At 68.5% G+C, this 24,352-nt stretch carries 25 protein-coding genes and 1 tRNA gene; 15 read left to right on the forward strand and 11 right to left on the reverse strand.

Annotated features, from left to right (window positions below; all coding sequences use genetic code 11):
• Positions 1-16: 16 nt before the first annotated feature.
• On the reverse strand, positions 17-2,275 hold the full coding sequence (gene dacB / locus ABZV40_RS00905; protein WP_355433840.1) for a D-alanyl-D-alanine carboxypeptidase/D-alanyl-D-alanine-endopeptidase: 2,259 nt from the start codon (positions 2,273-2,275) through the stop codon (positions 17-19).
• Between the two features lie 123 nt (positions 2,276-2,398).
• Between dacB and ABZV40_RS00910 the strand changes: the two genes are divergently transcribed.
• Positions 2,399-2,905: an inorganic diphosphatase gene (locus ABZV40_RS00910; RefSeq protein ID WP_330853529.1), complete on the forward strand. Its 507-nt coding sequence runs from the start codon at positions 2,399-2,401 to the stop codon at positions 2,903-2,905.
• A 68-nt stretch (positions 2,906-2,973) separates the two neighbouring features.
• On the opposite strand, the gene ABZV40_RS00915 is transcribed toward ABZV40_RS00910, so the two are convergent.
• Both ABZV40_RS00915 and ABZV40_RS00920 read right to left on the reverse strand, forming a co-directional pair.
• Positions 2,974-4,614 carry an MDR family MFS transporter gene (locus ABZV40_RS00915; protein WP_355433842.1) on the reverse strand — a complete coding sequence of 547 codons (1,641 nt, stop codon included), beginning with the start codon at positions 4,612-4,614 and terminating at the stop codon, positions 2,974-2,976.
• A gap of 2 nt (positions 4,615-4,616) precedes the next feature.
• Positions 4,617-5,132, reverse strand: a complete 516-nt coding sequence (locus tag ABZV40_RS00920) for a MarR family transcriptional regulator (protein WP_355433844.1) — start codon at positions 5,130-5,132, stop codon at positions 4,617-4,619.
• 174 nt (positions 5,133-5,306) lie between these two features.
• On the opposite strand from ABZV40_RS00920, the gene ABZV40_RS00925 reads away from it, so the two are divergent.
• The 3 genes from ABZV40_RS00925 to ABZV40_RS00935 all read left to right on the forward strand — a co-directional run bounded on the left by ABZV40_RS00925 (position 5,307) and on the right by ABZV40_RS00935 (position 7,550).
• Positions 5,307-5,759, forward strand: coding sequence for a DUF4442 domain-containing protein (locus tag ABZV40_RS00925; protein ID WP_355433846.1), 453 nt, complete (start codon positions 5,307-5,309; stop codon positions 5,757-5,759).
• A 118-nt stretch (positions 5,760-5,877) separates the two neighbouring features.
• Complete coding sequence (locus ABZV40_RS00930) at positions 5,878-6,558, forward strand: excalibur calcium-binding domain-containing protein (RefSeq protein WP_355433848.1); 681 nt, start codon at positions 5,878-5,880, stop codon at positions 6,556-6,558.
• A 29-nt stretch (positions 6,559-6,587) separates the two neighbouring features.
• Positions 6,588-7,550: a TIGR03617 family F420-dependent LLM class oxidoreductase gene (locus ABZV40_RS00935; protein WP_355433850.1), complete on the forward strand. Its 963-nt coding sequence runs from the start codon at positions 6,588-6,590 to the stop codon at positions 7,548-7,550.
• Here ABZV40_RS00935 and ABZV40_RS00940 read toward each other — a convergent pair.
• Positions 7,532-7,705: a hypothetical protein gene (locus tag ABZV40_RS00940; protein ID WP_355433852.1), complete on the reverse strand. Its 174-nt coding sequence runs from the start codon at positions 7,703-7,705 to the stop codon at positions 7,532-7,534. The two genes, ABZV40_RS00935 and ABZV40_RS00940, sit on opposite strands and share 19 nt — an antisense overlap.
• A gap of 143 nt (positions 7,706-7,848) precedes the next feature.
• Here ABZV40_RS00940 and ABZV40_RS00945 point away from each other — a divergent pair, with 143 nt between their 5' ends.
• The 3 genes from ABZV40_RS00945 to dctA are packed head-to-tail and all read left to right on the forward strand — an operon-like array spanning position 7,849 to position 10,486.
• On the forward strand, positions 7,849-8,445 hold the full coding sequence (locus ABZV40_RS00945) for a helix-turn-helix domain-containing protein (RefSeq protein WP_355433854.1): 597 nt from the start codon (positions 7,849-7,851) through the stop codon (positions 8,443-8,445).
• Entirely contained in the window at positions 8,442-9,161 is a 720-nt protein-coding gene (locus ABZV40_RS00950; protein WP_355433855.1) for an SRPBCC domain-containing protein, read from the forward strand. The genes ABZV40_RS00945 and ABZV40_RS00950 overlap by 4 nt, the downstream gene beginning before the upstream one ends.
• A gap of 47 nt (positions 9,162-9,208) precedes the next feature.
• Positions 9,209-10,486 (forward strand): C4-dicarboxylate transporter DctA, encoded by a 1,278-nt coding sequence (gene dctA, locus ABZV40_RS00955; protein ID WP_355433857.1) that lies wholly within the window; start codon positions 9,209-9,211, stop codon positions 10,484-10,486.
• On the opposite strand, the gene ABZV40_RS00960 is transcribed toward dctA, so the two are convergent.
• Entirely contained in the window at positions 10,433-11,881 is a 1,449-nt protein-coding gene (locus tag ABZV40_RS00960) for a DUF885 domain-containing protein (RefSeq protein WP_355433859.1), read from the reverse strand. The genes dctA and ABZV40_RS00960 overlap by 54 nt on opposite strands.
• Positions 11,882-11,946: 65 nt before the next feature.
• On the opposite strand from ABZV40_RS00960, the gene ABZV40_RS00965 reads away from it, so the two are divergent.
• Positions 11,947-12,600, forward strand: a complete 654-nt coding sequence (locus tag ABZV40_RS00965) for an HNH endonuclease family protein (protein WP_355433860.1) — start codon at positions 11,947-11,949, stop codon at positions 12,598-12,600.
• 412 nt (positions 12,601-13,012) lie between these two features.
• Here ABZV40_RS00965 and ABZV40_RS00970 read toward each other — a convergent pair whose 3' ends face one another.
• Complete coding sequence (locus tag ABZV40_RS00970; protein ID WP_355433862.1) at positions 13,013-13,357, reverse strand: hypothetical protein; 345 nt, start codon at positions 13,355-13,357, stop codon at positions 13,013-13,015.
• Positions 13,354-14,097: a TauD/TfdA family dioxygenase gene (locus ABZV40_RS00975; RefSeq protein WP_355433864.1), complete on the reverse strand. Its 744-nt coding sequence runs from the start codon at positions 14,095-14,097 to the stop codon at positions 13,354-13,356. Before ABZV40_RS00975 ends, ABZV40_RS00970 begins: the two co-directional genes overlap by 4 nt.
• A gap of 160 nt (positions 14,098-14,257) precedes the next feature.
• Between ABZV40_RS00975 and ABZV40_RS00980 the strand changes: the two genes are divergently transcribed.
• The 3 genes from ABZV40_RS00980 to ABZV40_RS00990 all read left to right on the forward strand — a co-directional run bounded on the left by ABZV40_RS00980 (position 14,258) and on the right by ABZV40_RS00990 (position 16,440).
• Complete coding sequence (locus ABZV40_RS00980) at positions 14,258-14,671, forward strand: NUDIX hydrolase (protein WP_355433866.1); 414 nt, start codon at positions 14,258-14,260, stop codon at positions 14,669-14,671.
• A 126-nt stretch (positions 14,672-14,797) separates the two neighbouring features.
• Positions 14,798-15,940, forward strand: coding sequence for a helix-turn-helix domain-containing protein (locus ABZV40_RS00985; RefSeq protein ID WP_355433868.1), 1,143 nt, complete (start codon positions 14,798-14,800; stop codon positions 15,938-15,940).
• Between the two features lie 113 nt (positions 15,941-16,053).
• Complete coding sequence (locus ABZV40_RS00990) at positions 16,054-16,440, forward strand: tyrosine-type recombinase/integrase (RefSeq protein WP_355433869.1); 387 nt, start codon at positions 16,054-16,056, stop codon at positions 16,438-16,440.
• Positions 16,441-16,459: 19 nt separating this feature from the next.
• On the opposite strand, the gene ABZV40_RS00995 is transcribed toward ABZV40_RS00990, so the two are convergent.
• A tRNA-Thr gene (locus ABZV40_RS00995) sits at positions 16,460-16,533 on the reverse strand.
• 108 nt (positions 16,534-16,641) lie between these two features.
• Here ABZV40_RS00995 and ABZV40_RS01000 point away from each other — a divergent pair.
• Positions 16,642-18,000 (forward strand): hypothetical protein, encoded by a 1,359-nt coding sequence (locus ABZV40_RS01000; protein ID WP_355433871.1) that lies wholly within the window; start codon positions 16,642-16,644, stop codon positions 17,998-18,000.
• Here ABZV40_RS01000 and ABZV40_RS01005 read toward each other — a convergent pair.
• Positions 17,954-19,147: a glucuronyl hydrolase gene (locus tag ABZV40_RS01005; protein ID WP_355433873.1), complete on the reverse strand. Its 1,194-nt coding sequence runs from the start codon at positions 19,145-19,147 to the stop codon at positions 17,954-17,956. The two genes, ABZV40_RS01000 and ABZV40_RS01005, sit on opposite strands and share 47 nt — an antisense overlap.
• The gene (locus ABZV40_RS01010; protein ID WP_355433875.1) at positions 19,144-20,733 is read right to left on the reverse strand and encodes an L-lactate permease; all 1,590 of its coding nucleotides are present in this window, start codon (positions 20,731-20,733) and stop codon (positions 19,144-19,146) included. Before ABZV40_RS01010 ends, ABZV40_RS01005 begins: the two co-directional genes overlap by 4 nt.
• Positions 20,734-20,866: 133 nt before the next feature.
• Here ABZV40_RS01010 and kduI point away from each other — a divergent pair, with 133 nt between their 5' ends.
• From kduI to ABZV40_RS01025, 3 genes are read left to right on the forward strand one after another with little or no spacing between them, the layout of a single operon-like run.
• The gene (kduI, locus tag ABZV40_RS01015) at positions 20,867-21,694 is read left to right on the forward strand and encodes a 5-dehydro-4-deoxy-D-glucuronate isomerase (protein ID WP_355433877.1); all 828 of its coding nucleotides are present in this window, start codon (positions 20,867-20,869) and stop codon (positions 21,692-21,694) included.
• Positions 21,691-22,416, forward strand: a complete 726-nt coding sequence (locus ABZV40_RS01020) for an SDR family oxidoreductase (RefSeq protein ID WP_355433879.1) — start codon at positions 21,691-21,693, stop codon at positions 22,414-22,416. Before kduI ends, ABZV40_RS01020 begins: the two co-directional genes overlap by 4 nt.
• Positions 22,413-23,150, forward strand: a complete 738-nt coding sequence (locus ABZV40_RS01025; protein ID WP_355433881.1) for an IclR family transcriptional regulator — start codon at positions 22,413-22,415, stop codon at positions 23,148-23,150. Before ABZV40_RS01020 ends, ABZV40_RS01025 begins: the two co-directional genes overlap by 4 nt.
• A gap of 3 nt (positions 23,151-23,153) precedes the next feature.
• Here the strand turns inward: ABZV40_RS01025 and ABZV40_RS01030 are convergent, their stop codons facing one another.
• Positions 23,154-24,350 carry a DNA polymerase III subunit delta' gene (locus ABZV40_RS01030; RefSeq protein WP_355433883.1) on the reverse strand — a complete coding sequence of 399 codons (1,197 nt, stop codon included), beginning with the start codon at positions 24,348-24,350 and terminating at the stop codon, positions 23,154-23,156.
• Positions 24,351-24,352 lie beyond the last annotated feature (2 nt).

Below are 24,352 nucleotides of genomic sequence, written 5' to 3' on the forward strand. Positions count from 1 at the left end.
ACCTGCGCACGCCCCGCTACGAACAGCCACAGCCCCGCAACGCCGCGGCCATCGCGTCCAGGCCGGGCCGCACCTCGGTCTCCGGGTTGCGGTTGCTCGCCGACATGAACGCGAACACGAGCACTCGTCCGTCCACGTCGACGACCATGCCGGCGAGCGCGTTGACGCCGGTGAGCGTGCCCGTCTTGGCCCGCACCCAGCCCTTGCCGTCGGACGCGTTGCCGCCGTAGCGACCGGCCAGCGTACCGCTGCCGCCCGCCACCGGCAGCGCCGTCAGCAACGGCCGCAGCTTCGCCGTGCGCGGGTCGTCCAGCGAAGGCTTGGCCGCCGTGGCCAGCACCTCGGCGAGCAGCCTGGCCGGGATCCGGTTCGTGGCGGAGAGCCCGCTGCCGTCGACGAAGTTCGCGCCGGTGAGGTCGAACCCGTTCTTGGTGAGGATGTCCCGCACGGCCTTCACGCCACCCGCGAACGACGGCTCGTTGCCCGACTTGATCGCGACCTCCCGCGCGACCGCCTCGGTGAGGACGTTGTCGGAGATCTGCATCATGTTGTCGACGAGCTGCTCGATCGGCGCGGACTTGACCTCGCCGAGCACCTGCGCGCCCTGCGGAGCCGTGCCCGCGGTGGCACCGGGAGCGCCGATCCGCTGGGCGAACGCGTCCGCCGCGGTCTGCGCGGGGCTGCCGGTGCGCGCCGACACGTCCTTCTTCGGGTCGAGCCTGCCGCCGTCCAGCATGAACGGCACGATCGGCGCCACCGAACCGCCCGCGATGTCCGCGGTCTCCCACTGGGGCCCCAGCGCCTCGCCCGTGTACCGGCTCAGGTCGAACAGGACCTTGGTGACCGGGCCCTTCTGCTTGACCTGGTTGACGAGGTCGTCGAGCGTCGCCGCGCCGGGGTAGACGGAGCTGCCGGGCGTGCCGGAGATCGTCGGGTCACCACCGCCGACGATCACCACCGTGCCGGGTTCCGCACCCTGGACGACCTTGGTGGACAGCTGCGCGGTCTTGTCGAGGCTCAGCAACGCCGCGGCCGCCGTGAGGATCTTGAGGCTCGACGCGGGGGTCGCCGGCGTGGTGTCGCCCTGCTGCCACAGGGCGGTGCCGCCGGCGGGGTCGATGATGCTGCCGGTCAGCGTGCCGAGCGCGGCGTTGCCCGCCGGACCGGTGATCGCGGCCTTCACACCGGCCGCGCTCGGGGCCGGTGCGCCTGCGGTGGCGGCCTTGACCAGCAGCTGGACGTTCGCCGGTGGGGCCGGCGGCTTGGTCTCGACGGCCGCGGGGCCGCCGAACTCCTTCACCGCGTAGATCGTGGCGCCGGCGAGGGCGGCCACGACCAGCAGGGCGAGGACGACCGCCAGCGGCTTGCGGCTCTTCTTCGGCTCGTCGGAGGTCAGCCGGTCTTCCGGCTCCTCGTCGTAGCCGGAGACCGGGAGGGTCTCGCGGATCTGCTCCTGGCGGTGCGGTTGGTCGGCGCGCGGCGGTTCGTGGCGCTGGAGCTGGTCCGCGCGCAAGGGTTCCTGGCGCTGCGGCGGTTCGGAACGCGCGGGCTCGGGACGCTGAGGCTGCTCGCCGCGCGGAGGTTCGTAGCGCTGGAGCTGGTCCACGCGCAGCATCTCGGTGCGCTGCGCTTCCGCACGCTGTGGTTCGGTGCGCTGCGGCTCCTGACGCGGCGACTCCGGTCTCACCGGCTGGTCGAACCACGACGGCTCGGTCTTCGGCAACTGGTCGACCCGCGCCGTCTTGGCGTTCGCGGCCATGCTGACGCGGGGGTCCCCTCCCTGGGGTCCCCCGTTTTCAATTTTGCCAGGCGGCACCGACAGTTCTGTCGTCTTCTGGTCCGGCCTGTGGACAACTTCCGGCTTCGGCACCACGCGGGTCTGGTCGCTCTTCGGCTCCACCACCGGCGCCGGCTTGCCGTGCTCGCCCGGTGCGATCCGCACCGGCGCCGCGCGCGGCGGCTCGGCGGGGGCCTGCCGGGGTTGGCCGCCGTCCGGCCCAACCGCGCCGTGAGGCTTCCCACTGGAAGATCCGCCCGGAACCCCGCCGGACCCGTTGGAGGGCAGAGCCGGACCGTGGCCGCCGTTCGGGTCGGAACGGACGGGTGACGATCGCGGAGGCTCCGGAGTGGACGGTGGCGTCAGCACCGCCGCGACGGGGAACCGCATGGTCGGCTGATCCACTGACGGGCGGCTGACCTGCACCGTCGACTCGGCGACCGGTGTGTCCAGGTCCGCGTCGTCATCGTCGGTCGGCCACTGGGGCTCGTCCGGCAAGGGGGCCTCCGTCAGCTCGGTACGGGCAATCTCACACCCTCCAGCCGCCGCTCCGATGAGGGTTGACAGGGCGTCGTGGTCCACACTAGTGGCGTCACGAATGGGCTACATGAGCGAGGACCAGTGGAGTTCGACGTCCTGATCGAGATCCCCAAGGGCGTGCGCAACAAGTACGAGGTGGACCACAAGTCTGGTCGCATCCGCCTCGACCGCACGTTGTTCACGTCGACGCAGTACCCGGCCGACTACGGGTTCATCGAGAACACCCTGGGTGAGGACGGCGACCCCCTGGACGCCCTCGTTCTCGTCCAGGAACCGACGTTCCCCGGCTGCCTGATCGCCGCCCGCGCGATCGGCATGTTCCGCATGACGGACGAGAAGGGCGGCGACGACAAGGTCCTGTGCGTCCCGGCCTTCGACCCGCGGCACGAGCACCTGCGGGACATCCACCACCTGGCGGAGTTCGACCGCCTGGAGATCCAGCACTTCTTCGAGGTCTACAAGGACCTGGAGCCCGGCAAGAGCGTCGAGGGCGCGACCTGGGTGGGCCGCACCGAGGCCGAGGCCGAGATCAAGCGCTCCTACCAGCGCCTGAAGGACGCCGAGGCGCGCGGCGAGACCTTCCACTGAGCCTGGAAACGATGAACGGCGCTTTTGTCCGCCTGAGGTGGACAAAAGCGCCGTTCATCGTTTGAAGGTCAGACCGCGATGGCCTCGGCGTCGGCCACCCGCTCCAGACCCGACTTGGTCGACAGCGGCTTCTCGCGCAGGAACCACACGAGGACGAACGCCGCCACCATCACGATGCCGCCGGTCATGAAGACCGTGTCGATCGCGCTGGAGAACCCGTCCAGGAACGGCTTGGCCAGCACCGGGTCGAGGTTCTTGAGGAACTCGGTGTTGTTGATGTCGACACCGGACCCGCCACCGGCCTGCAGGGCCTTCGCGAAGCCGGGGTTGTGGCTCAGAGCGACCTTGAACGCCTCGGTCTGCATCGCGGCCTTCAAGCCCTCGGCGATCTTGTCGCCGACCGTGCTGAACAGGATCGACAGGAACACCGCGGTACCGACGGTGCCACCGATCTGGCGGAAGAACGTCGCCGAAGCGGTCGCGACACCCATGTCACGCGGCTCCGCGTCGTTCTGGATCGCCAGCAGCAGCGTCTGCATGCACTGGCCCAGACCGGCGCCCATGATGAACATGTAGATCATGACCTGCCAGTTCGGCGTGCTCGTGCCGATGGTGCTGAACAGGAACAGCGCGATCGACATCAGCGCGGCGCCGATGATCGGGAAGATCTTGTAGCGCCCGGTCTTCGACGTGATCCGGCCCGCAGTCGCGGTGGCCGACATGATGCCGAACGTCATCGGCAGCAGCATCAGACCGGAGACCGTCGGCGAGACGCCCTTCACGATCTGCAGGTACAGCGGGATGGAGACCATGCCGCCGAACATGCCGATGCCGAGCACGAAGTTGATCGTGTTGCCCAGCGCGAACGTGTGGTTGCGGAACATCCGCATCGGCAGCAGCGCCTCGTCGCCCATGCGGGTCTCGACGAAGACGAACGCCAGCAGGCCAAGCACACCGATCGCGTACATGGCGATCGACGTGCCGGAGGCCCAGCCCCACTCGCGACCCTGTTCGGCCACGATCAGCAGCGGCACCAGGCCGACGGTCAGCGTCAGCGCGCCGAAGTAGTCGATGCGGTGGTCGACCCGGTTGTGCGGGATGTTCAGCACGCGGCCCACGACGAACAGCGCGAGCAGCGCGATCGGCACGTTGACCAGGAACACCCAGCGCCAGCCGGTGACGCCGAGGAACGTGTCCAGACCCGCGAACACACCGCCGATGACCGGACCGAGCACGCTGGCCGAACCGAACACGGCCATGAAGTACGCCGAGTACTTGTTGCGCTCACGCGGCGAGATGATGTCCGCCATGATCGCGAACGCCAGCGACATCAGACCGCCGGCGCCGAGACCCTGCACCGCGCGGAACGCGGCGAGCTCGTACATCGACGTCGCGATGCCCGAGAGCAGCGAACCGGCCAGGAACAGCGAGATCGCCGCGAGGTACATCGGCTTGCGCCCGTAGATGTCCGACAGCTTGCCGTACAACGGGGTCGTGATGGTCGCGGTGATCAGGTAGGCGGTGGTCGCCCACGCCTGCAGCGTCTGGCCGTGCAGCTGGTCCGCGATGGTCTTCATGGCGCTGGCGACGATCATCTGGTCCAGCGCCGCGAGGAACATGCCCAGCAGCAGGCCGGACAGCACCGTCATGATCTGGCGATGCGTCAGGGAGACCCCTGGTGCGGGTGTCGCCTCGGTGGTTGATGACATCTCTACTTTTCCCCTCCTGCGCGGGTCCCCGTCCCGCGTTCGATCAAGAGCGCTGGAACTGCGCGCTCGTAGTCCTGGACGAAGCGTTCGAACAGCTCCGCGAAAATCTTGAGGTCCTCGTCCGGCCAGTCCGCGAACATCTGCTCGATGGCCTCGTTGCGCTGCCGGCGCCGGTCGATGATCAGCTTGCGTCCCGCCTCCGTCACCGCGAGAACGCTGGCCCGTCCGTCGCCCGGATCAGCTCGCCTCTCCACGAGCCCGTCCTTCACCAGCCCGGCTACCTGCCGGCTGACCGTGGACGGGTCGGAGAGCACCGCCTCCGCGAGCGCGCTCGAACGGCACTCACCGAGAGCGGAGAGCGTCGCGAGGAGCACGAAGGCCGACTTGTCCATGCCCTGCTTGGCCATCTGATGGGCGACCTGAGCGTGCATCTTGTTCAGTCGCACCATGGCCATGCCCACCCGATCCGCGAGCTCGTGCTCGGGATCGATGCTGATGCACCTGCCCGGATCGACCATCTGACACCTCGATGCTTGTATCACCCAACTAGTTGCTCGCTACAAGCATCCATCTCTGCCGGCCGGATTGCAAGTGAGTTTCAGGTCTCACTGCACAGTGGAGCGGCACAACTGCGCGCAGTAGCGGTTACCGACGGGTAGCCCTACTGGTTACTCGTCGGTAGCATCCGTCCCATGAGCCAAGACGTGTCGTTCCTCGCCAACGCGATGAAGCAGGCCGTGCCGTACGTGAAGACCACCGGCATCGAGTTCGAGGAGGTCTCGCCCGGCCGCGTCGTCGCGTCGCTGCCGGACAACGAGGCGCTGCACAACCACATCGGCGGACCGCACGCCGCGATGATGTTCGGCCTCGGCGAGTCCGCGTCCGGCGCTGTCGTCATGTCCGCGTTCGCCGCCCACCTCGGCAAGGCCACGCCGCTCGCCGTCCGCGCCGAGATCGCCTACAAGAAGGTGGCGATGGGTGTGGTGCGAGCTGAGGCCGTTCTCGGCCGGTCCGCGGACGACGTGCTGGCCGAGCTGGACTCCGGCACGCGGCCCGAGTTCCCGGTGACGGTGACGATCACCGACGCCGAAGGTGTGACCACTTGCGAGATGACCGTCGTCTGGACGTTGAAGCCCGCACGCTGAACTGGGCATCTCCGTATTTCAGTTCGGACTACTTGTGAACCGATCCGAGCGAAATACGTAACCTTGGCCACACTCCGGCCGGAGAGCACCATTCGGGTTCATGTCGGGGTGGAGAATTGTGAGCGGAGTCCTGCTGGTCGCGCTCACCGCGGGATGCACCGCGCAGGCGCAGCAGTCGACTCCCGTTGCCGTGGAGAAGCCCGCGGTCGACACGCCGGTCACGACGACACCGTCGGTGCCACCGGCCATGCTGGGCATCACCGTGGCGTCCATCGTCGACGGCCGTTCCGTGATGCTGTCCGACGGCTCGAAGGCCGAGGTCAACGGCCTCGCCCAGCCGGGGCCGTGCTGGGCGGAGGCGGCCGCGGGGTTCGCCAGGAGCATGCTGCTGGGCCAGCAGGTGCGCTACGACCGCACCACCGGCACGCTCAGCCTCGCGGACGGCACCGACTACGCGTTGCTCGCGCTGGGCAACGGCGCCGGGCGGACCACGGGCAGCGCGACGCCCGCGCAGAAGGAGGCCGAAGGAGCGGCGCAGCGGGTCCCCATCGGGCTGTGGGGAGCACCGTGCGGCGGCAAGGACGCCACCGAGACGCCCACGCCGCCTCCTCCCCCGCCACCACCGCCGCCCGCTCCGAAGCCGACCACGACGACCCCCAAGCCCAAACCGGTGTTCTTCGCGACGTGCGAGGACGCCTGGCGGGCCGGTGCGGCGCCCATCTACTGGGGACAGCCGGGTTACCGCGTCGAACTGGACGCGAACCGGAACGGGATCGCCTGCGAGCCGCCGCGCCGCTGATCGCCCGAGAGTTTTCTAACCTCAACGGCATGAAGCTGGACAGCAGCGCCGTCGACTACACCCCCGCCGGCGCCGGGAACCTCGCGAAGCAGGCGGAAGAGCAGGGCTACGACGGCTTCTGGCTCGCCGAGACCAAGCACGACCCGTTCCTGGCACTCGCCGGCGCGGCCGCGGCGACCGAGCGGATCGAGCTCGGCACGGCCATCGCGGTGGCGTTCGCGCGCAACCCCATGACCGTCGCCACCACCGCGAACGACCTGCAGCTGCTGTCCGGTGGCCGGTTCAACCTCGGGCTCGGCTCGCAGGTCGAAGCGCACATCACCAAGCGGTTCTCCATGCCGTGGGGCAAACCTGCCGCGCGCATGCGGGAGTTCGTGCTGGCGATCCGGGCGATCTGGCACGCGTGGGAGACCGGCGAACGGCTGGCGTTCCGCGGCGAGTTCTACAGGCACACGCTGATGACGCCGTTCTTCGACCCCGGCCCGAACCCGCACGGCACCGCGCCGATCTACCTCGCGGGCGTGGGCGAGCTGATGACCGAGGTGGCCGGCGAGGTCGCGGACGGCTTCCTGTGCCACAACTTCACGACCGAGCGGTACCTGCGCGAGGTGACGCTGCCTGCGCTCGCCCGCGGCCGGGCCAAGGCCGGCAAGACGTTGGAGGGCTTCGAGATCAGCGGTCCGGTGTTCGCCGCGACGAACGACGAGGAGATCGCCGACGTCAAACGGCAGATCGCGTTCTACGGGTCGACGCCCGCGTACAAGCCGGTGCTGGACCTGCACGGCTGGGGCGCGTTGCACGAGGAGCTGCACCGGATGTCCCGCAGGCAGCAGTGGGCCGAGATGAGTGAGCTGATCACCGACGAGGTGCTGCACGAGTTCGCCGTGGTCGGTTCGGCGGACACCGTCACGGCGGGCCTGATGGACCGCTTCGGTGACGTGGTCACGCGGATCTCACCGTCGAAGAACGTGCTTCAGCCGCCGGAGAAGTGACTGAGACCCTGCCGCGCCAGCTCGTCGTGGAAAGCGGCGAGCTCGGCGCGCACTCTGGCCACGCCTCTCTTGCGAATCCACCTGCGTCTGCCCACGTTGGCCGCGGTCAACGCGAACGGCAAGGCCAGCAGGGTCAGGACCAGCATCGTGATCATGTGTCTCCTCAGGGGTTGCGAACAAGCAACGACCAATCGAGACGCCACTTACGGTACCGGGTTCAAAGCCACCCAGGTGGAGCAAAGTCACCGACAGCAAGTCAGTTCTTGACTAAATTTGTTTTCGGTGTGACGCTTGCGCCATGTTCGAAGTGGCGGTGATCGAGGACCCGGCCGCGGCCGAGGTGTCGCTGGACCCCGTGCGGGCGCGCCTGCTCGCGGAGCTGGCAGAGCCCGGATCGGCGACGATGCTCGCCGCGAGGGTGGGTCTGCCCAGGCAGAAGGTGAACTACCACCTGCGCACGCTGGAGCAGCACGGCCTGGTGGAGCTCGTCGAGGAACGGCGCAAGGGCAACGTGAACGAGCGCCTGCTGCAGGCGACCGCAGCGTCCTACGTGATCTCCCCGACCGCGCTCGCGGCCGTGCAGCCGGACCCGGCGCGCTCACCCGACCGGCTGTCCGCCCGATGGCTGCTCGCGGTCTCGGCACGACTGGTCCGCGACGTCGGCACGTTGATCACGGGCGCGACCAGGGCGAAGAAGCGGCTCGCGACCTTCGCGCTGGACGGCGAGGTCCGGTTCGCCACTGCAGCCGACCGCGCCGCGTTCGCCGAAGAGCTCGCCACGTGCGTGACGCGGCTCGTCGCGAAGTACCACGACGAACAGGCCGAAGGCGGGCGGGCGCACCGAGTCGTCGTCGCCCTGCACCCCAGCGTCGCTCCCAAGGAGGAGGAGTCGTGACCCGCGAGTTCGAGATCAGGAAGGAAGTCGAGGTCGAGGGCACCCCCGAGCAGGTCTGGGACGCCATCGCGACCGGGCCGGGCATCGACTCGTGGTTCATGGGCCCGCACACGGTCGACGGCCGCCTCGGTGGGCGGATGTCGATCGACATGGGCTTCTTCCAGGAGGGCTCCACCATCACCGGGTGGGAGCCGGGCAAGCGCCTCGCCCACTCCTCCGACAAGGCCGAGGACGGCACGTTCCACGCGTTCGAGTACCTGATCGAGGGCCGTGACCAGGGCTCGACCGTGCTGCGGTTCGTGCACGACGGCATCCTCGGCGACGGCTGGGGCGACGAGTACCTCGACCAGACTTCGCACGGCTGGGACATGTACCTGTTCACGCTCGGTCAGTACGTGCGGTACTTCCCCGGCCGGCACGGCACCTACGTGTTCGCACAGGCTCCCGCGGAGCAACCGGAGGACGCGTGGCCCCGGTTGGCCGCCGCGCTCGGTGTGCCGGCGGACTTCCAGGTCGGCGACGAGGTGAAGCTGGAACCGTTCGACATCACCGGTGTCGTCGACTACGGCGTTCCCGGCCTGTTCCTGGGCGTGCGCGGACCTGAGGGGCTGTACCGGTTCCACGGCACCCACGCCGTCGGGCACCACGTGTTCGGCGACGCGAGCGGGCAGAACGAGAAGTGGTCGGCGTTCCTGGCTCGGGTGCTCGAGGTGTAACACCCAGGGCACTCCATCGCTTACAAATGAGATTTAGATTCCGCCATGTGAAAACTCGGTCGCTCTTTCTGCAGCTCCTCGTCGCGGTCGTCGCCGGAGTGCTGGTGGGTCACTTCTTCCGGTCCTTCGGCGCCGACCTGAAGCCGATCGGCGACGGCTTCATCAAGCTGATCAAGATGGTGATCGCGCCGCTGATCTTCTGCGTCGTGGCGACGGGCATAGCGAAAGCGGGCGACCTGCGCGCGGTCGGCCGGATCGGCGTGAAGGCGCTGATCTACTTCGAGGTGGTGTCGACGGCAGCGCTCGCGCTGGGACTGCTGGTCGGCAACGTGGTGCGGCCGGGTGCGGGCATGAACGTGAACCCGTCCACGTTGGACGCCTCCGCCGTCGAGGCCAAAACGCAGGGCGGCCATCTCCCCGGCGTCGTGCAGTTCCTCCTGGACCTCATTCCGTCCAGCGTGGTGGACGCGTTGGCGCGCAACGCATTGCTTCAGGTGCTGCTGTTCGCGGTGCTGTTCGGCTGCGCGCTGGCCCAGCTCGGCGACCGCGTGACCCCCGTCGTGGACCTGCTGGAGCGCATCAACCTGGCGTTCTTCACGGTGCTGGGTTACGTGATGAAGCTGGCGCCGCTCGGCGCGTTCGGCGCGATGGCCTTCCTGATCGGACAGTACGGACTGGGCTCGCTGGTCACGTACCTGTGGCTGATCCTCTCGGCTTACGGCGCGGCACTGCTGTTCTGCGCGTTGCTCGGCGTGGTCGCGTGGACGTTCGCGCGCGTGAACCTGCTGCGGTTCGTGCGGTACGCCAAAGAAGAGTTCCTGCTGGCGCTCGGTACTGCGTCGTCTGAAGCCGTGCTGCCGCGGATGATGATGAAGCTGCAGCGGGCCGGATGCGCGCCCACGTCGGTCGGCCTGGTGCTGCCGACCGGGTACTCGTTCAACCTCGACGGCGCCTCGATCTACCTGTCGCTCGCGACGGTGTTCCTGGCCCAGGCGCTGAACGTGCCGCTCGACCTCGGCGACCAGCTGACGATCGTGCTGGTGCTCGTGCTGACCTCGAAGGGCATGGCCGGCGTGCCCGGCTCGGCGTTCCTCGCCCTGTCGGCCACGGTCGCCGCGGTCGGCTCGATCCCGGCCGCTGCGGTCGCGTTGCTGCTCGGCGCGGACCGGATCATGGACTCGATGCGCGTCTTCACGAACCTGCTCGGCAACTGCGTGGCGACCTTCGTGGTGTCGCGCTGGGAAGGCATGCTCGACGTCGAGCAGATGCGGTCAGTCCTCGGCGAGCCAGTCCGCGACGACCTGGTTGAGCAGCGCGAGGGTTAGCCGTCCCTGGCTGAGCACGACCTCGTGGAAGTCGCGGACATCCCGGCCGGCCCGGTCCGATCTGGCCCGCAGTTCGTCGAACTTGAGGCGCCCCACCGCGTACGCGAGCGCTTGGGCAGGTTCGGCGAGGTGGCGGTCCACCTCGGCCTCCGCCAGTTCGCGCGGCATCGGCGTGTTGCCGAGCAGGTAGTCGACGGCTCGCTGCCTGCTCCAGCCCCTGGCGTGCAGGCCGGTGTCGGCGACGAGCCGACCCGCGCGTTTGGCGGCCATGGTGAGCATGCCGAGCCGGGCCTCTTCGCTGCTGTACAGGCCCATCTCGTCGGCCAGACGTTCGCAGTAGAGCGCCCAGCCCTCGCTGAACACGCTGATCTGCGCCTTGCGGCGGAGCAGTGGCAGGTCCCGGAGCAGCGCGATTCTGGCGGCCTCGAAGTGATGACCCGGCACGGCCTCGTGGAACGCCGTCGCCTCCGCGACGTCGCGGAGCCGCGTGTGCGGCTCCTTGGTGTTGACGAAGTAGGTGCCGGGGCGGCTGCCGTCGAGCGCGGCAGGCAGGTAGTGCGGCGACGTGCTCGCGGGTACCGACGGCGCCGTCTGCGCGATGACGCAGCGCTCGTCCGGCGTCGTCCAGAACCATTGCGGCGCAACGGCTTCGGCTCTGCGCACGGCTGCTTCGGCGTCCTGGACCATCTCCTCGGCGCTGACGTACTTGGCACCTCGATGGTCGCCGAGCTCGCGCTTGAGGTCCTCGACGAGCTGCCGGCCGGTGGCGTGCAGCTCGTCCGGGTCGAGATCCGCGGTGGTGTGCGTGCGGATCGCCGTGCGGTACAGCTCTTCGCCGTCCGGCAGCCAGCACAGCCCCGCGTGCTCCTCGTCGCGGCCGTGCGGAAGGACGTCGTTCACCAGCACATCGCGGTAGCGACGGACGGCCGGATCGTCGTACCGGCCGACGAGCTCGATCGCCTGCTCCACGAGGTGCCTGACCGGCGTCCGGCCTGCCTCGATGCCGGCACGGTGCCGTTCGGCGACGGTCGCGAGGAACCCCGGCACGGCGTGGTGGCTCTTCAGGTGCCCCAGGAAGTAGAGCAGCTCGGGTACCGCGGACCGCACGTGCGCGCTCACCCCGAACTCGACGGCCCTCGACTGGATCGTGTCGCACTCGGCGCGGGCCAGGTGCAGGACGAGCTCCTGCGTGATGCGGTCGTCCGGGGTTTCCGCGGTCCGTCGTTCTGCTTCCTCGGCGATCTCCCGGTAGCGCCGCAGGTAGCGCTGGTCCGCCTCCTCGCTGTGGTCCTGCAGCACGCCGTCGTCGCGCAGCCCCATCAGGTTCGGCCGCAGCGCGTGGTGGTCGAGCACGGTGTCGAAGAGACGGTCGGCGAGCGCGTGGATCTCGGACATCTGTCCCCCGGGAGTTACGCCGTTGAGCGGCCATCGCGGTTCGGCTTGAGGGGTATGCCCTTCTCATGCGGTGGTTGCTGCTGATCATCCTGCTGACCGGCTGTTCCGCGATACCCCTGTCGTCCGCGCCTCAGGTCGACCGAGTACCCGCGGGAACCCTCGATGTCAGCACCGCGCGTACCTCTCTCGCGGCACTCCCCGTCGCCACACCAGGCCGCTTGGACGGCTACGTGCGCGATTGCGACGACGGAAAAGCGTGCGTGTTCGGCCAGCCGTGGTTCGACACCGACGGTGACGGCTGCGACCAGCGCAGCCAGGTCCTGGCCCGCGACCTGACGAACGTCGAGCGCAAACCCGGCCGCTGCGGCGTGCAGTCCGGGACCCTCGACGACCCGTACACCGGTTCGCGCATCACCAGCGTGTCGAAGATCCAGATCGACCACGTGGTGCCGCTCGCCGAGATGTGGCGGAGCGGGGCGGCCGCCTGGGCACCTGATCGGAGGGTGACCGCGGCCAACGACCTGCGGAACCTGGTCGCGGTCTCCGGCAAGGAGAACCAGTCGAAGGGCGACAAGACGCCGGACGAGTGGATGCCGCCCAACGCCGCGTATGCGTGTTCGTACGGGCGGATCTACGTGACGGTCAAGGCGGCGTACGGGTTGAGCGTCACTCAGGCGGAACGCTCGGCTTTGGAGAACGCGCTCACCACTTGCGGCTGAAACCCGAGTTCGAGCGGCTGCGCGCGGACTGGAGAAAGCAGAAGGGCCAGGTCAGCGAAGTGACCTGGCCCTTCCATCTCACCGAGCCGCCTGTCGGAATCGAACCGACGACCTGCTCATTACGAGTTCCCCGGTGTTCGTGTTGAGTGCTGACGGGTAGTACCGCACCGGTCTGATTGATCCTGGTCAGGCCGGTGCGGCTGCCGCTCGGTGCCGTTGTCGATCAGCTCGTTTCGGAGCGTTCGGGCACACAATGGGCACACCTTGCGAACCCCCATCTCACCCTCGCTGACCAGCACGGATACCGCTCCGCAAACGGCGAACCAGAGTGCGATCCCCCGGAAGTCGACCGGCCGTTCTCGCGCGTCGACCGCGTGCGCCAATGCTCGGAAGACCCCTACTGCCGGTCTGACTATGGCGTCCACAGGATCGGCCCGGTCGCCTTCACGAGCCGAGGCGCGAGCCGATCACCGGGAGCAGGAACGCTCAGCAGCTCCTGAACCACGTTCGTCAGCGAACCTGCGCGCTCCCACACGATGCCGGGCGGCTCATCCCCATCGGTGCGCAACGCCATCGCGTCGTCCTCATCGCGAACGCGGACGGCGTCGATCCATCCACCTGGCCAGACTCGGTAGCCGTCGACCTGTGTCGGCACTCCCTCGACCGCGTCGCGGTGGACGAAGCTCCAGCCCGCGTCCCTGATCGCGATAAGCGCAGCGAGTGCGGGAAAGGCACGGATCGCCGCGTCGTCGTTCATGCGGCATCACTCGACGCCCGGACGCGAACACCGGTCGCCACAACCAGTTCCGGCAACGGATCTCCGTTCATGCGGTGGACCACGCGCTGTCCGGTGAACGCTCGCCGACCGTGCAACCAGCGGTGGTTGTCGAGGACGTAACCCTGTCCGGCAGTGAGCCTGAACTCGAACGCGTGGCGGTCGATCGCCGCCCGGAGTGCCGGAATCCAGCGGTTGACCTCAGGCGCGAACTGAGCGAGCTCGTCGAGCCGAAGCCTGACGGCGATTCGACCTCGACCGTTGTCGCTGAAGATCGAGCTGAGATGCCCTGCCGCACCGCCGAACAGCACGGAACGCGGCGTGCTCAACGCGGTGAGCGCTTCGGGCTCCGACTCGGCGAGATCGTCGTACACGGCCTGGCCGTCGATGCGCACGCACTCGCCGCCGGTTGCCGCCGCCTGCGTACAGCTCATCATCAGCAGGGCGGGCGGATGTGGAACGCCTGAGCGGTCGGTGTGCGGGTTGAGCGCACAAGCGCTGAAGCCTGCGAACCCACTACGCACGATGGACTCGCCAAGATCAGCGATCGTGGTGACGCCGTCAGGTCCGCTGTCGCGATGAGGAACGACTATGGCGATCGACTGCGCGAGCCTCAGCAGGTCCCCGGGGCCGTCGAGACCGTCGACTACAGCGAGTCCCTGCTCAGCGATCAGCCCGACCAGGTTGGTGGAGTCCGCGTTGACGCGATACGGCTCGATCATGGCGTCTACCTCCCGAAACGACTCGTCTACGGGATCAGCAGAACGCCGTTTGATCCACCACGTCCAGTGACAGGTTGTCAACACCGCGTCGCCTCGGCATGGTGGGTTCCGGTGCTACGTTGCCGTTGAGCAACCGCCCGCGATCACGGAGGACACCTCGATGAGCCAGCTTGCCTACCCCGTCTCGATCAAGGGCGTGGTGGTCCGCGACGGCAAGGTGTTGCTTCTGAAGAACGAACGCGAGGAGTGGGAGCTGCCGGGCGGCCGGATCGAACCGGGCGAGACGCCGGAAGAGTGCGTTGCCCGCGAGATCACGGAAGAGACGCAGTGGAAGGTGACGACCGGGCCGATCCTCGACACGTGGATGTACTACATCAACGTCGCCGAGAAGAACGTCTTCATCGCGACCTACGGCTGCCACCCGGACGGTGACAGCGAACCCGTACTTTCCCACGAGCACAAGGAAATCGGCCTATTCACCGAGGACGAGGTGCCCGGCTTGAACATGCCAGAGGGCTACAAGCGCTCGATCGCGACGTGGTTCGAGCGGCTACGCACGGACGCGGTCAGGTAAGCCATGACGGGCGGACGGTGTGACGCGTGTTGAGCTGAACTCAGTCGGCTCGCCGTCGAGCCGATCTGTCCCACTTGTCACGCCAGTGCGCGTCACGTCGCCCCGGTCGTTCCTGCTCGTCGGTTCATGCCCGCCGTGTGGTTGTGGTCGGCACCAGAGGCAACCGCGGCCCTCAGAAGTCGTGATCTGGCAACAATCCTGCGCACCTACCGCAAGTTGAACAAGCTCAGTCAGGAACGTCTCGCCACCCTGCTCGGCTATGACAAGACCTACGTGTCGATGATCGAGACCGGTCGCCGGAACATCAGCGATGTCGTCACACGCCGGCACATCGCGCGGACACTCGGGCTGCCGATGCACGCGCTCGGCGTGACCGACAACGACGACGCCGACTTCGCGGCGATGATCCAGTTCGGTGACTCGACCATCCGCCTTGCCGAGATCGCGCGACAGTCCGGCAAGGCCGTCGATGCGGTCAACGAGCTGTGGCCGCTGGTCGCTCGGCTTGAGGCACGAGCCGCCGAGGGACGGGCCGAGCGAGACACGATGATCCTGCTCGGGCAGGGCCGCGCCGCGCTCGGCGTCTCGCTCGGCACGGTGCTGCCTGAGGAACGGCTGACGGCTGCTGCCCGCTGGACGGGCAAGGCACTGGTGATCGCCGAACGCCTCGGCGACCGGGCGTTCCTTGCTCACGCGCTCCGGATGCACGGGAACGAGCTGCGCAAGGCTGACCACTTCGGCGCAGCAATCGCTCGACTCAGCCGAGCTGTTGCTGTGTCCGAGGATCGGGAAGGGCAGGGAGCGGCGTTCGCGCTTCTCGCTCGTGCGGCAGGCGAACACGGTGACCCCGACCTGTTCGACCTCGCGATCAACGGGTATCGCGAACGACTCGACGACGGTGGCGGCCGAAGCATGCTGTTCAACTCGTTCACGTTCCGGGAGATCGAACTACGCGGACTGGTCGCAACCGGCCGAGCCGCCAACGCGGTCCGGATCATACAGACGCACATGCCGGATGCAGCGCCAATCGCCCCGCAATGGCACATCATCGAGCGCGTCACCGCAGGGCAGGTTCTACTTGCCGCCCGACAGCGAGACGGCGCGGAGGACGCCTTGCGTACCGCACTCGTAGCGGCAGAGACCCACCGCCTGCCGCATCAGATTCAGCGAACAATCCGCGCTGCCGACGACGGCGGGCTCGTCGAAATCAGCACGAGTGGGCAACTGGCGCTACAACGCCTCAACGCCCTTCTGACGCCGGGCGGATGAGCGTCGACTGAGTCGATCTCAGCGGACGACCACAGTCAGTAACGCGTTGCTGGTGTCACACCGATACAGGGCATGCCTGGCAGCCAGATGTGACACCACTTGCGACTAACGCCGTGTTCACCGAAGCCAACGGGACGCTGCTGCACCCCGGCAAGGTGTCCGAAGCATTCGAGAAGATCGTGCGGACGTCGAGCCTCCCACCGATCCGGCTGCACGACCTGCGGCACGGTGCCGCGACGCTCGCACTCGCGGGCGGTGCGGACATGAAGACCGTGCAGGAAATGCTCGGCCACTCTTCCATCACCATCACGTCGGACATCTACACGAGTGTTCTCCCCGAGGTCGCTCATCGGGCCGCCGAAGCAGCGGCCAAGCTCGTCCCGCGCAGGTCCACCGGAACCGATGGGCACACTTCGGGCACACACGAGGCCCAGAGCAGCGCAGCTCTACAACTCGTCACGAACCTGGGGCAAAAGAAAGACCCAGGTCAGGAAGCCTGACCTGGGTCTTATCTCACCGAGCCGCCTGTCGGAATCGAACCGACGACCTGCTCATTACGAGTGAGCCGCTCTGGCCGACTGAGCTAAGGCGGCGAGACGCGATAACTATAGCGGGTCCGCGGACCCGTCACTCACGGGGGTCGGCTTCGTTGTACGGACCGTGACCGATGTCACCACCTTCTCACCGCCGAGGAGTGGTTCATGCGCCGATCGTTGTCCGTGCCGCTGGCCGGGGTGTTGCTCGCGCTCGTTGCCGCGCCCGCGCTCGCGCAGCCTCCCACCACGCCGGTGCCAGGGCCGCGGGACCCGAACCAGCCGCCCGCGTCGGCACCGAACGGGCCGCAACCGCTTGCGCATGCGGTGGGGGATGCGGGAACTGGGCTCAGCGTCGTCAGGCTGGGACCGCAGGGGGTGCCGACGAACACGATTCTGCCCGGGTTGAGCGACCAGTTGCCGAAGCAGTCGGTCACCGAGTTCGGGTTGGGGCTCGCCAGTGCGCAGGTCAACACCGAGGCGTTCCTGAGCACCGAACGCGTGGTCACGCAGGCCAGTCCGTTCGGGTTCGCGGTGGCCGGGCGGTCGCCGCAGTCGCCGGGGACGCTCGTGCAGACGGCGATTCCGGACAACCCGCAGCCGACGACGGGTGGGCTGCCGATTCCCGAGACGCCGCTGGGCAGGCTCAAGGTCCTCAACGGCAGCGTGCAGGCGCGGTGGGACGAGAAGCTCGGGCCGTGCGTGAGTCCGCTGGCGACGGCGAGGACCTCGCTCGCGGGGCTTGAGGTGCTCAGCGCGTTGCCGGCTGAGGTGCCGTTGCCGTCCAAGAGTCTGGTGAGCATTCCGGACACGTTCGAGGCGAACTCGAACGTGCGGCTGGTCGACCTGCCCGGCAGCAGGAACAAGGCCGTCGAGTCGACGTCGACCATGCGCGCGGTCAGCGTGGAGATCGCGGGTGGCATCAAGATCGACGTGGTGACGCCGCCGACGCTCACGGCGACCGCCACCGGCGACGAAGGAACATCCAAGATCACGTACACCGCGCCGGTGCTGAAGGTCAGTCAGAACGGCAAGGAGCTCGGCACGTTGGACGCCGCGCATCCGGCGTTGGACGTTCCGCTGGTGCTCGACCTGGTCGTCGTCAAGCTGCAGATCGCCGGCCTCACCGAGAAGAAGGCGAGCTTCTCCGGCAACGGGTTCAGCGGGTTCCAGCTCGGGGCCACGGCGCGGATGCTCGACGTGCAGCTGCTGCCGACGGACAAGCTGAAGCTGCCGAACCTGCCGACGGCGCTCGCGCAGATCTCGCTCGGCGAGCAGATCGTGCGGGCCGCGGCGCCGCAGGGTGGCGTGATCTGCGGAACGGCCCAGCCGCCGGAGCAGCCAGGCGGACCGGCGGCGCCTCCACAGCAGAAGACGCCGCCGCTCGCCTACACCAACGCCGCGTACCAGGCGATCCCGCTGTTCTGGACCGGCACGGGACTGCTGCTCGCGGGCGTGGTCGTGGTGGCCGCGCTGCCGGTCAGAGGCCGATCGCGCGTCCGAGCTCGCGAGGTTTCAGCACCCTGAGCAACGCCTCCATGAGGTAGTAGTCGCCGTAGGGCAGGGAAACCTCGATGCCGGTCTCGGTCCGGCGGTTGCGGGTGCCGCGCGCCAGGACGGCCTCGTGCTTCTCGGCACGGGTCGTCAAGCACGTGCGGCACAACGCATCCAGGATCTGCAACGCGGACACCCGATACGACAGCCGTCCGGACGCGGCGGCCAGGTCCAGCAGACCGCACGCCATGACCGCGCCCGCCGACGAGTCCTTGATGTCGTTGGGCGCCAACGGTGAGCGGTAGTCCCACACCGGAATGTGGTCCGGGGTGAGGACATCCAGCGCGAAGTTCGCCAATCTGCAGGCCGCGTCGAGGAACTCACGACGTCGAGACCGCCGGTACATCGTCGTGAACCCGTAGATGCCCCAGGCCTGGCCACGCGACCAGCACGACGTCGGGCTGTAGCCCTGGTTCGTGTTGGGGCCGATGTCCTCGCCGGTGTCCGGGTTGAAGTCGAAGACGTGTGGCGTCGAGCCGTCCGGGCGGATGAACTTCGCGCGGGTCGTCGAAGCGTGCGCCACCGCGACGTCCAGGAACCGCGACTCCCCCGTCTGCTGCGACGCGAACGTCAGCAGGTCGAGGTTCATCATCGTGTCCATGATCGCCCGGCCCGCGTTCGCAGGTGTCCCGAGCGCGCCCCACGCCCTGATGAAGCGGCCCTTGTCGTTGTAGCGCTGGATCAACGACGAGGCGGCCTGCACCGCGCCGTCACGCCAGGAGGTGTCGCCGGTGATCCGGTACGCCGTCACCCACGACGGGTAGAAGAGGAAGCCCAGGTCGTGGGTCGACGTGTCGGTGCGCCGCGGGGACAACCGCGACGCGGACTCGACCGCCCACTTCTTGAACTGCTCGTCACCGGAGTCGAGGAACGCCAACCAGTGCATGCCCGGCCAGAAACCGCCGACCCAGCCACCGGAGCTGACGTAGGTCCACTTCTCGAACTTGGTCTCCTCGGGGAACGAGGTGACGTTGGGCGCGACCTGGCGCAGCTTGCCGAGCGCGTAGTCCAGGGACTCCCGGAACAACCGCACCGAAGCGGCCGAGGCCTCCCCCGCGACCCCTGCCACGACCGGAGCCGCCGCGGCCGCACCGAGCAGGGTCCTGCGACTGAACGTCATGGCACCATCCATCCGAGCACGGGCGTGGACTGCAGGTACGCGATCACGCACATCGCCAGCAACAGCAACAGGCTCCAGCCGAAGACCTTCCGGAACAGGTCGCCCTCACGCCCCACCAGACCGGCCGCGGCGGTGCCGATGGCCAGGTTCTGCGGCGAGATCATCTTGGCCATCACGCCACCGGAGCTGTTCGAGGCGCCGAACAGGAACGGTGACACGTGCAGCTGCTGCGCCGCGGTGACCTGCAGGCCGCCGAACAACGCGTTGGAGCCCGCGTCCGTGCCGGTGATCGCGACGCCGAACCAGCCGACGACCGGCGACAGGAACGCGAAGAACGCGCCGGTGCCCGCGAGCCACAGGCCCAGGGTGGTGATCTGGCCCGAGTAGTTCATGACGTACGACAGCGAGAACACGGCGAGGATCGCGAGGATCGCCCAGCTGAACTGCTTGATCGTCTGGCCGTAGATCTGCGCGGCCTTGCCCAGGCCGATGCCGAGCACGGCCAGCGTGATCAGGCCGGACAGGAACAGCAGCGAGCCGGTGGCCGACGCCCAGTTGAGCACGTACTCGACCTTGATCGGCTTGCCGGACGGGTTGGCCAGGTGCAGCGACGTCCACGGGAACTTGATCGTCACCGAGTCGAGCGCCTTCTTGATCGGCACGATCTGCGCGAGCGAGAAGACCACGACGATGACCGCGTACGGGGTGAACGCCATGATCACGTCACGCCGCGAGTCCGTGGCCGCGCCGCCCGCGATGACCGGTGGGATCGACCGCTCCGGCTGCCACACCCGCGACAGCAGGATCACCGCGAGCACCGAGACGATGGCCGCGATGATGTCGCACAGCTTGTAGGACCAGAAGTTCGAGACCAGGTACTGCGTCACCGCGAACGAGCCGCCCGCGACCAGAGCGGCCGGCCACGCCTGCTTGAAGCCGCGCCTGCCGTCGACCACGAAGATCAGCACGAACGGCACGAGCATCGCCAGGATCGGCACCTGGCGGCCGGTCATCGCGCCGAACGTGTCGGCGGGCAGTCCGGTGACCGTGTTCAGGACCGTGATCGGGTTGCCCATGCCGCCGAACGCCACCGGCGCGGTGTCGGCGATCAGGGACAGCGCCACGGCCTTCATCGGGTCGACGCCGAGCGCGATCAGCATGACCGAGCAGATCGCGACCGGGCCACCGCCACCCGCCAGCGCCTCGAGCAGCGCGCCGAACGAGAACGCGATGACGATCGCCTGCACGCGCTGGTCGTCCGAGATCGAGCTGAACGACCGCCGCAGCACGGCGAAGTGTCCGCTGTGGACCGTCAGGTTGTAGATCCAGATGGCGTTGAACGTGATCCACAGGACCACGAGCACGCTGGTCAGCGCGCCGAACGCCGCCGAGTTGAGCGCCTGGCCGACCGGCATCGAGTAACCGAACACGGCGACGCCGATCGCGAGCACGAGGGCGGTCAACCCCGCCCAGTGAGCCTTCCACTTGAGACCGCCGAGCAGCACGAGCACGGCAACGAGCGGTATCAACGCGAGCAGAGCCGACAGGAACAACGATCCCGTCGGATTCGGATTCTGCTGGTACACCAAGGCCGCCTTTCATAAGCCTGAACTCCGGCGGCGTGGAGGTCTCAGGCTTGTTCCATTGCACGGAACGTAGTTCCATGGTGGTCGGCGCACATCGTGTCATTCCGCCGCCCCGATCGGAAGGCACCGACAGATGCAAATCAGGCACTCGACCCATCCGGCGCAGTTGCCGGGCTTCGACACGGACGGGCTGCGGCAGCACTACCTGGTGGACGACCTGTTCGTACCGGGCGAGATCCGGACCGTCTACACGCACGAGGACCGCATCGTGCTGGGCGGCGCGTCGCCGTCACCAGGCCACCCGCTCAAGCTGGAAAGCGCTCCACCGCTGCGATCAGCGCACTTCTGCGAACGGCGTGAGCTCGCCGTGCTCGCCGTCCGCGGTTCCGGAACGGTGACCGTGGACGGAACCGAGCACGAACTCGGTACGCGCGACTGCCTCTACGTCGGCCAGGGCGCCGTGGACGTCGAGTTCCACGCCGCCGACGAGGACACGCGCTTCTACCTCTTCTCCACGCCCTCGCACGCGTCGTTCCCCACCGCCGTCGCCCGTTTCGACGAGGTCGACGTGCTCAAGCTGGGCGACCGGAGCACCGCGAACGTCCGCGAGATCCGCAAGTTCGTGCACGCGGACGGCATCCGCAGCTCCCAGCTCGTGCTGGGCGTGACGTCGCTGGCGCCCGGCAGCGTCTGGAACACCATGCCGCCGCACACCCACGACCGCCGCACCGAGTGCTACCTGTACTTCGACCTGCCGGAGGACCACCGCGTCATCCACCTGTGCGGCGAGCCCCAGAACACCCGCAACATCGTGGTGCGCAACGAAGAGGCCGTGATCTCGCCGTCGTGGTCCGTCCACAGTGGAGCGGGCACGCACTCGTACACGTTCGTCTGGGCGATGGGCGGCGAGAACCAGGCCTACGACGACATGGACCCCGTCGCCGTGGCGGAGCTGCGGTGAGCTTCTCCCTCGAAGGCAAGACCGCGGTCGTCACCGGTGCGCGCACCGGCATCGGCCGCGCCATCGCCCGCGGCCTGCACGACGCCGGAGCCCAGCTGATCCTCGTCGGCCGCGGTGACCTCTCGGACGTGGCTCCGGCCGTGGCCACGGTGTCGGTGGACCTCTCGGATCCCGCTTCCGTCGAACCGGCGCTGGCGCCGGTCCTGGCCGAGCACCAGGTGGACGTGCTGGTCAACAACGCCGGCACGATCCACCGCGGTCCCGCCGTCGACGTGTCGCTGGCCGACTGGCAGCGGGTGATGGCGGTCAACCTCGACTCGGCGTTCGAGATCTCGAAGCTGTGCGGCCGTCAGATGGTGGCGCGGGGCAGCGGCAAGGTCGTGAACATCGCGTCGCTGCTGTCCTTTCAGGGCGGAATCCTCGTGTCGGCCTACACCGCCTCGAAGCACGCGCTCGTCGGCATGACGAAGCTCCTCGCCAACGAATGGGCGGCCTCGAACGTGCAGGTCAACGCCATCGCGCCGGGCTACATCGAAACCAACAACACGGCACCGTTGCGCGCCGATCCCGACCGTGAACCCGCGATCAGGAGCCGGATTCCGGCGGGCCGCTGGGGCACGCCGGAAGATCTCGTGGGCCCAGCGGTGTTTCTTTCGTCCAGCGCGTCCGATTATGTGACCGGACACGTGCTCGTGGTCGATGGAGGCTGGCTGGCGAGATGACCGATACCGCCGTCGAGAAGACGCTCGCCGTGCTGGAGGCCCTGGCCGACCACGCGCGCATCACCGACATCGCGCGGGTCACCGGCCTGCCGAAGTCCACGGTCCACCGCCTGCTGCAGACGATGGTGGACCGGGGCTTCGCGACCATGGGCTCGGACGGGTACCTGACCGGACCGCGGGTGCTCGCCCTCGCGGGCAAGGTTCTCCGGCCGTTGGACACGGTGGAGCGGGCCCGGCCGTTCCTGCGCACGCTGCAGGAGTCCACGGGCTGCACGGTGCACCTGGCCGTGCTCTTCGGCGACGAGCTGGTCTACGTGGACAAGATCGAGGCCAACAAGCCGTACCGCATGGCGTCCCGGCTGGGCATGTCCCTGCCCGCGCACGGGACCGCCATCGGCAAGGCCGTGCTGGCCTCGCTGTCCGCGTCCGAGCTGGACGCGTACGTCTCGCGCGTGGGACTACCGGGCAGGACGCCGAAGACGATCACGTCGGCGACCCGGTTGAAGTCGCAGCTGGCGCGGGTGCGGCGGTCGCGGTTCGCGCTGGACGACGAGGAGAACGAGCCCGGCGTCCGGTGCGTGGGCGCGGCGATCCGGGACCACGCTGGCGTCGTGATCGGCGGGTTGTCGGCGTCGGCGCTCGCGATGGAGCACTCGATCCAGGAGCTGATCGCTCTCGGGCCACGCGTGGTGCAGGCGGCGGACGAGGTGTCGGCGGCGCTCGGCTGGGCTTAGTGCCTACCCCCGGTGGAGCGTCGTCACCATCGCTTCGATCGCGATGCGCGGCTTCACGTTGACCTCGATGGCCTCCCGGCAGGCCAGCACCGCCTCCAGCCGCCGCAGGATCGACTCCTGGGACCACTGGGCAGCTGCCGTCTTGGAGTCACCGGCCCGGTCCGGGTGCATCAACGCGGCCTCGGACCCGGTCTTGGTCACCAGCGCGTCCCGGTAGAACCCGGCCAGGTCCACCAGGGCCATGTCGAGCGAGTCGCGCTGGGTCCGGGTGGCGCGTGACTTCTGGCGCTTCTCCAGATCCTTCAACGCGCCCTTCGCCCCACGGGTCGCGGCGGCGGTGCCCTTGCCGGTGCCGCCCGCGCCCATCGCCGTCTCCAGCGCCGCCCGCTCGGCTTCGTTGCGGGCCTCGTTGGCCGTGGTGGCGTCCTCCTCCGCGGCCTTGATCAGCTCGTCGGCGCAGGTGAAGACGTCGGCGGGTTTGCGCAGCGCCAGCGGGATCCGCAGCACGGCCTCCCGCCGGCTCCTGGCCTCCTCGTCGACGGCCAGCCGCCGCGCCCGTCCGACGTGCCCGCCGCACACCGAGGCCGCCCACCGGGCCATCTCCGGCGCCACCCCGTCGACCTGCTCCAGAGCCGAGGCGATCGCGGCGGGCCGAGGTGAGCCCAGTGACACCAGCCGGCACCGCGACCGGATCGTCACGGACACGTCGTCGGGGTGGTCCGACGGCGCGCAGAGCAGGAACACCGTGCGGTCCGGCGGTTCCTCGACGGCCTTCAGCAACGCGTTGGCCGCACCCTCGGTCAACCGGTCGGCGTCCTCGATGATCACCACCTGCCAGCGTCCCGACGTGGGACGGCGAGCGGAGATCTGCACCAGCGCGCGCATCTCGGCGACGGAGATCGAGAGGCCCTCGGGCGTCACCACGCGCACGTCGGCGTGGGTGCCGTGCAGCGCGGTGCGGCAGCCGGTGCACTCACCGCAGCCGGGACGGTCGTCCGTCACCACGCACTGCAGGGCGCCGGCGAAGGCGCGGGCGGTGGACGAGCGGCCGGATCCGGGCGGGCCGGTGAACAGCCAGGCGTGCGTCATCACGCCGGGTGCGGGAGTGCCGCCCGCGACGATCGTGGCGGCGGCCTCGGCAGCCGCAGACAGGGTCGCCACCGCGTCGGGCTGCCCGACAACCTCGTCCCACACGCTCATGG

Source organism: Lentzea sp. NPDC004782 (genome assembly GCF_040609115.1).
GTDB lineage: Bacteria > Actinomycetota > Actinomycetes > Mycobacteriales > Pseudonocardiaceae > Lentzea.

What these genes read in the sequence shown, in the direction of transcription:
- ABZV40_RS00915 (WP_355433842.1), bottom strand. Translation starts at nt 4,614, where the DNA reads ATGTCATCAACCACCGAGGCGACACCCGCACCAGGGGTCTCCCTGACG.
- ABZV40_RS00920 (WP_355433844.1), bottom strand. Translation starts at nt 5,132, where the DNA reads ATGGTCGATCCGGGCAGGTGCATCAGCATCGATCCCGAGCACGAGCTC.
- ABZV40_RS00925 (WP_355433846.1), top strand. Translation starts at nt 5,307, where the DNA reads ATGAGCCAAGACGTGTCGTTCCTCGCCAACGCGATGAAGCAGGCCGTG.
- ABZV40_RS00935 (WP_355433850.1), top strand. Translation starts at nt 6,588, where the DNA reads ATGAAGCTGGACAGCAGCGCCGTCGACTACACCCCCGCCGGCGCCGGG.
- ABZV40_RS00940 (WP_355433852.1), bottom strand. Translation starts at nt 7,705, where the DNA reads ATGATCACGATGCTGGTCCTGACCCTGCTGGCCTTGCCGTTCGCGTTG.
- ABZV40_RS00945 (WP_355433854.1), top strand. Translation starts at nt 7,849, where the DNA reads ATGTTCGAAGTGGCGGTGATCGAGGACCCGGCCGCGGCCGAGGTGTCG.
- ABZV40_RS00960 (WP_355433859.1), bottom strand. Translation starts at nt 11,881, where the DNA reads ATGTCCGAGATCCACGCGCTCGCCGACCGTCTCTTCGACACCGTGCTC.
- ABZV40_RS00965 (WP_355433860.1), top strand. Translation starts at nt 11,947, where the DNA reads ATGCGGTGGTTGCTGCTGATCATCCTGCTGACCGGCTGTTCCGCGATA.
- ABZV40_RS00970 (WP_355433862.1), bottom strand. Translation starts at nt 13,357, where the DNA reads ATGAACGACGACGCGGCGATCCGTGCCTTTCCCGCACTCGCTGCGCTT.
- ABZV40_RS00975 (WP_355433864.1), bottom strand. Translation starts at nt 14,097, where the DNA reads ATGATCGAGCCGTATCGCGTCAACGCGGACTCCACCAACCTGGTCGGG.
- ABZV40_RS00980 (WP_355433866.1), top strand. Translation starts at nt 14,258, where the DNA reads ATGAGCCAGCTTGCCTACCCCGTCTCGATCAAGGGCGTGGTGGTCCGC.
- ABZV40_RS00985 (WP_355433868.1), top strand. Translation starts at nt 14,798, where the DNA reads ATGCCCGCCGTGTGGTTGTGGTCGGCACCAGAGGCAACCGCGGCCCTC.
- ABZV40_RS01000 (WP_355433871.1), top strand. Translation starts at nt 16,642, where the DNA reads ATGCGCCGATCGTTGTCCGTGCCGCTGGCCGGGGTGTTGCTCGCGCTC.
- ABZV40_RS01005 (WP_355433873.1), bottom strand. Translation starts at nt 19,147, where the DNA reads ATGACGTTCAGTCGCAGGACCCTGCTCGGTGCGGCCGCGGCGGCTCCG.
- kduI (WP_355433877.1), top strand. Translation starts at nt 20,867, where the DNA reads ATGCAAATCAGGCACTCGACCCATCCGGCGCAGTTGCCGGGCTTCGAC.
- ABZV40_RS01025 (WP_355433881.1), top strand. Translation starts at nt 22,413, where the DNA reads ATGACCGATACCGCCGTCGAGAAGACGCTCGCCGTGCTGGAGGCCCTG.
- ABZV40_RS01030 (WP_355433883.1), bottom strand. Translation starts at nt 24,350, where the DNA reads ATGAGCGTGTGGGACGAGGTTGTCGGGCAGCCCGACGCGGTGGCGACC.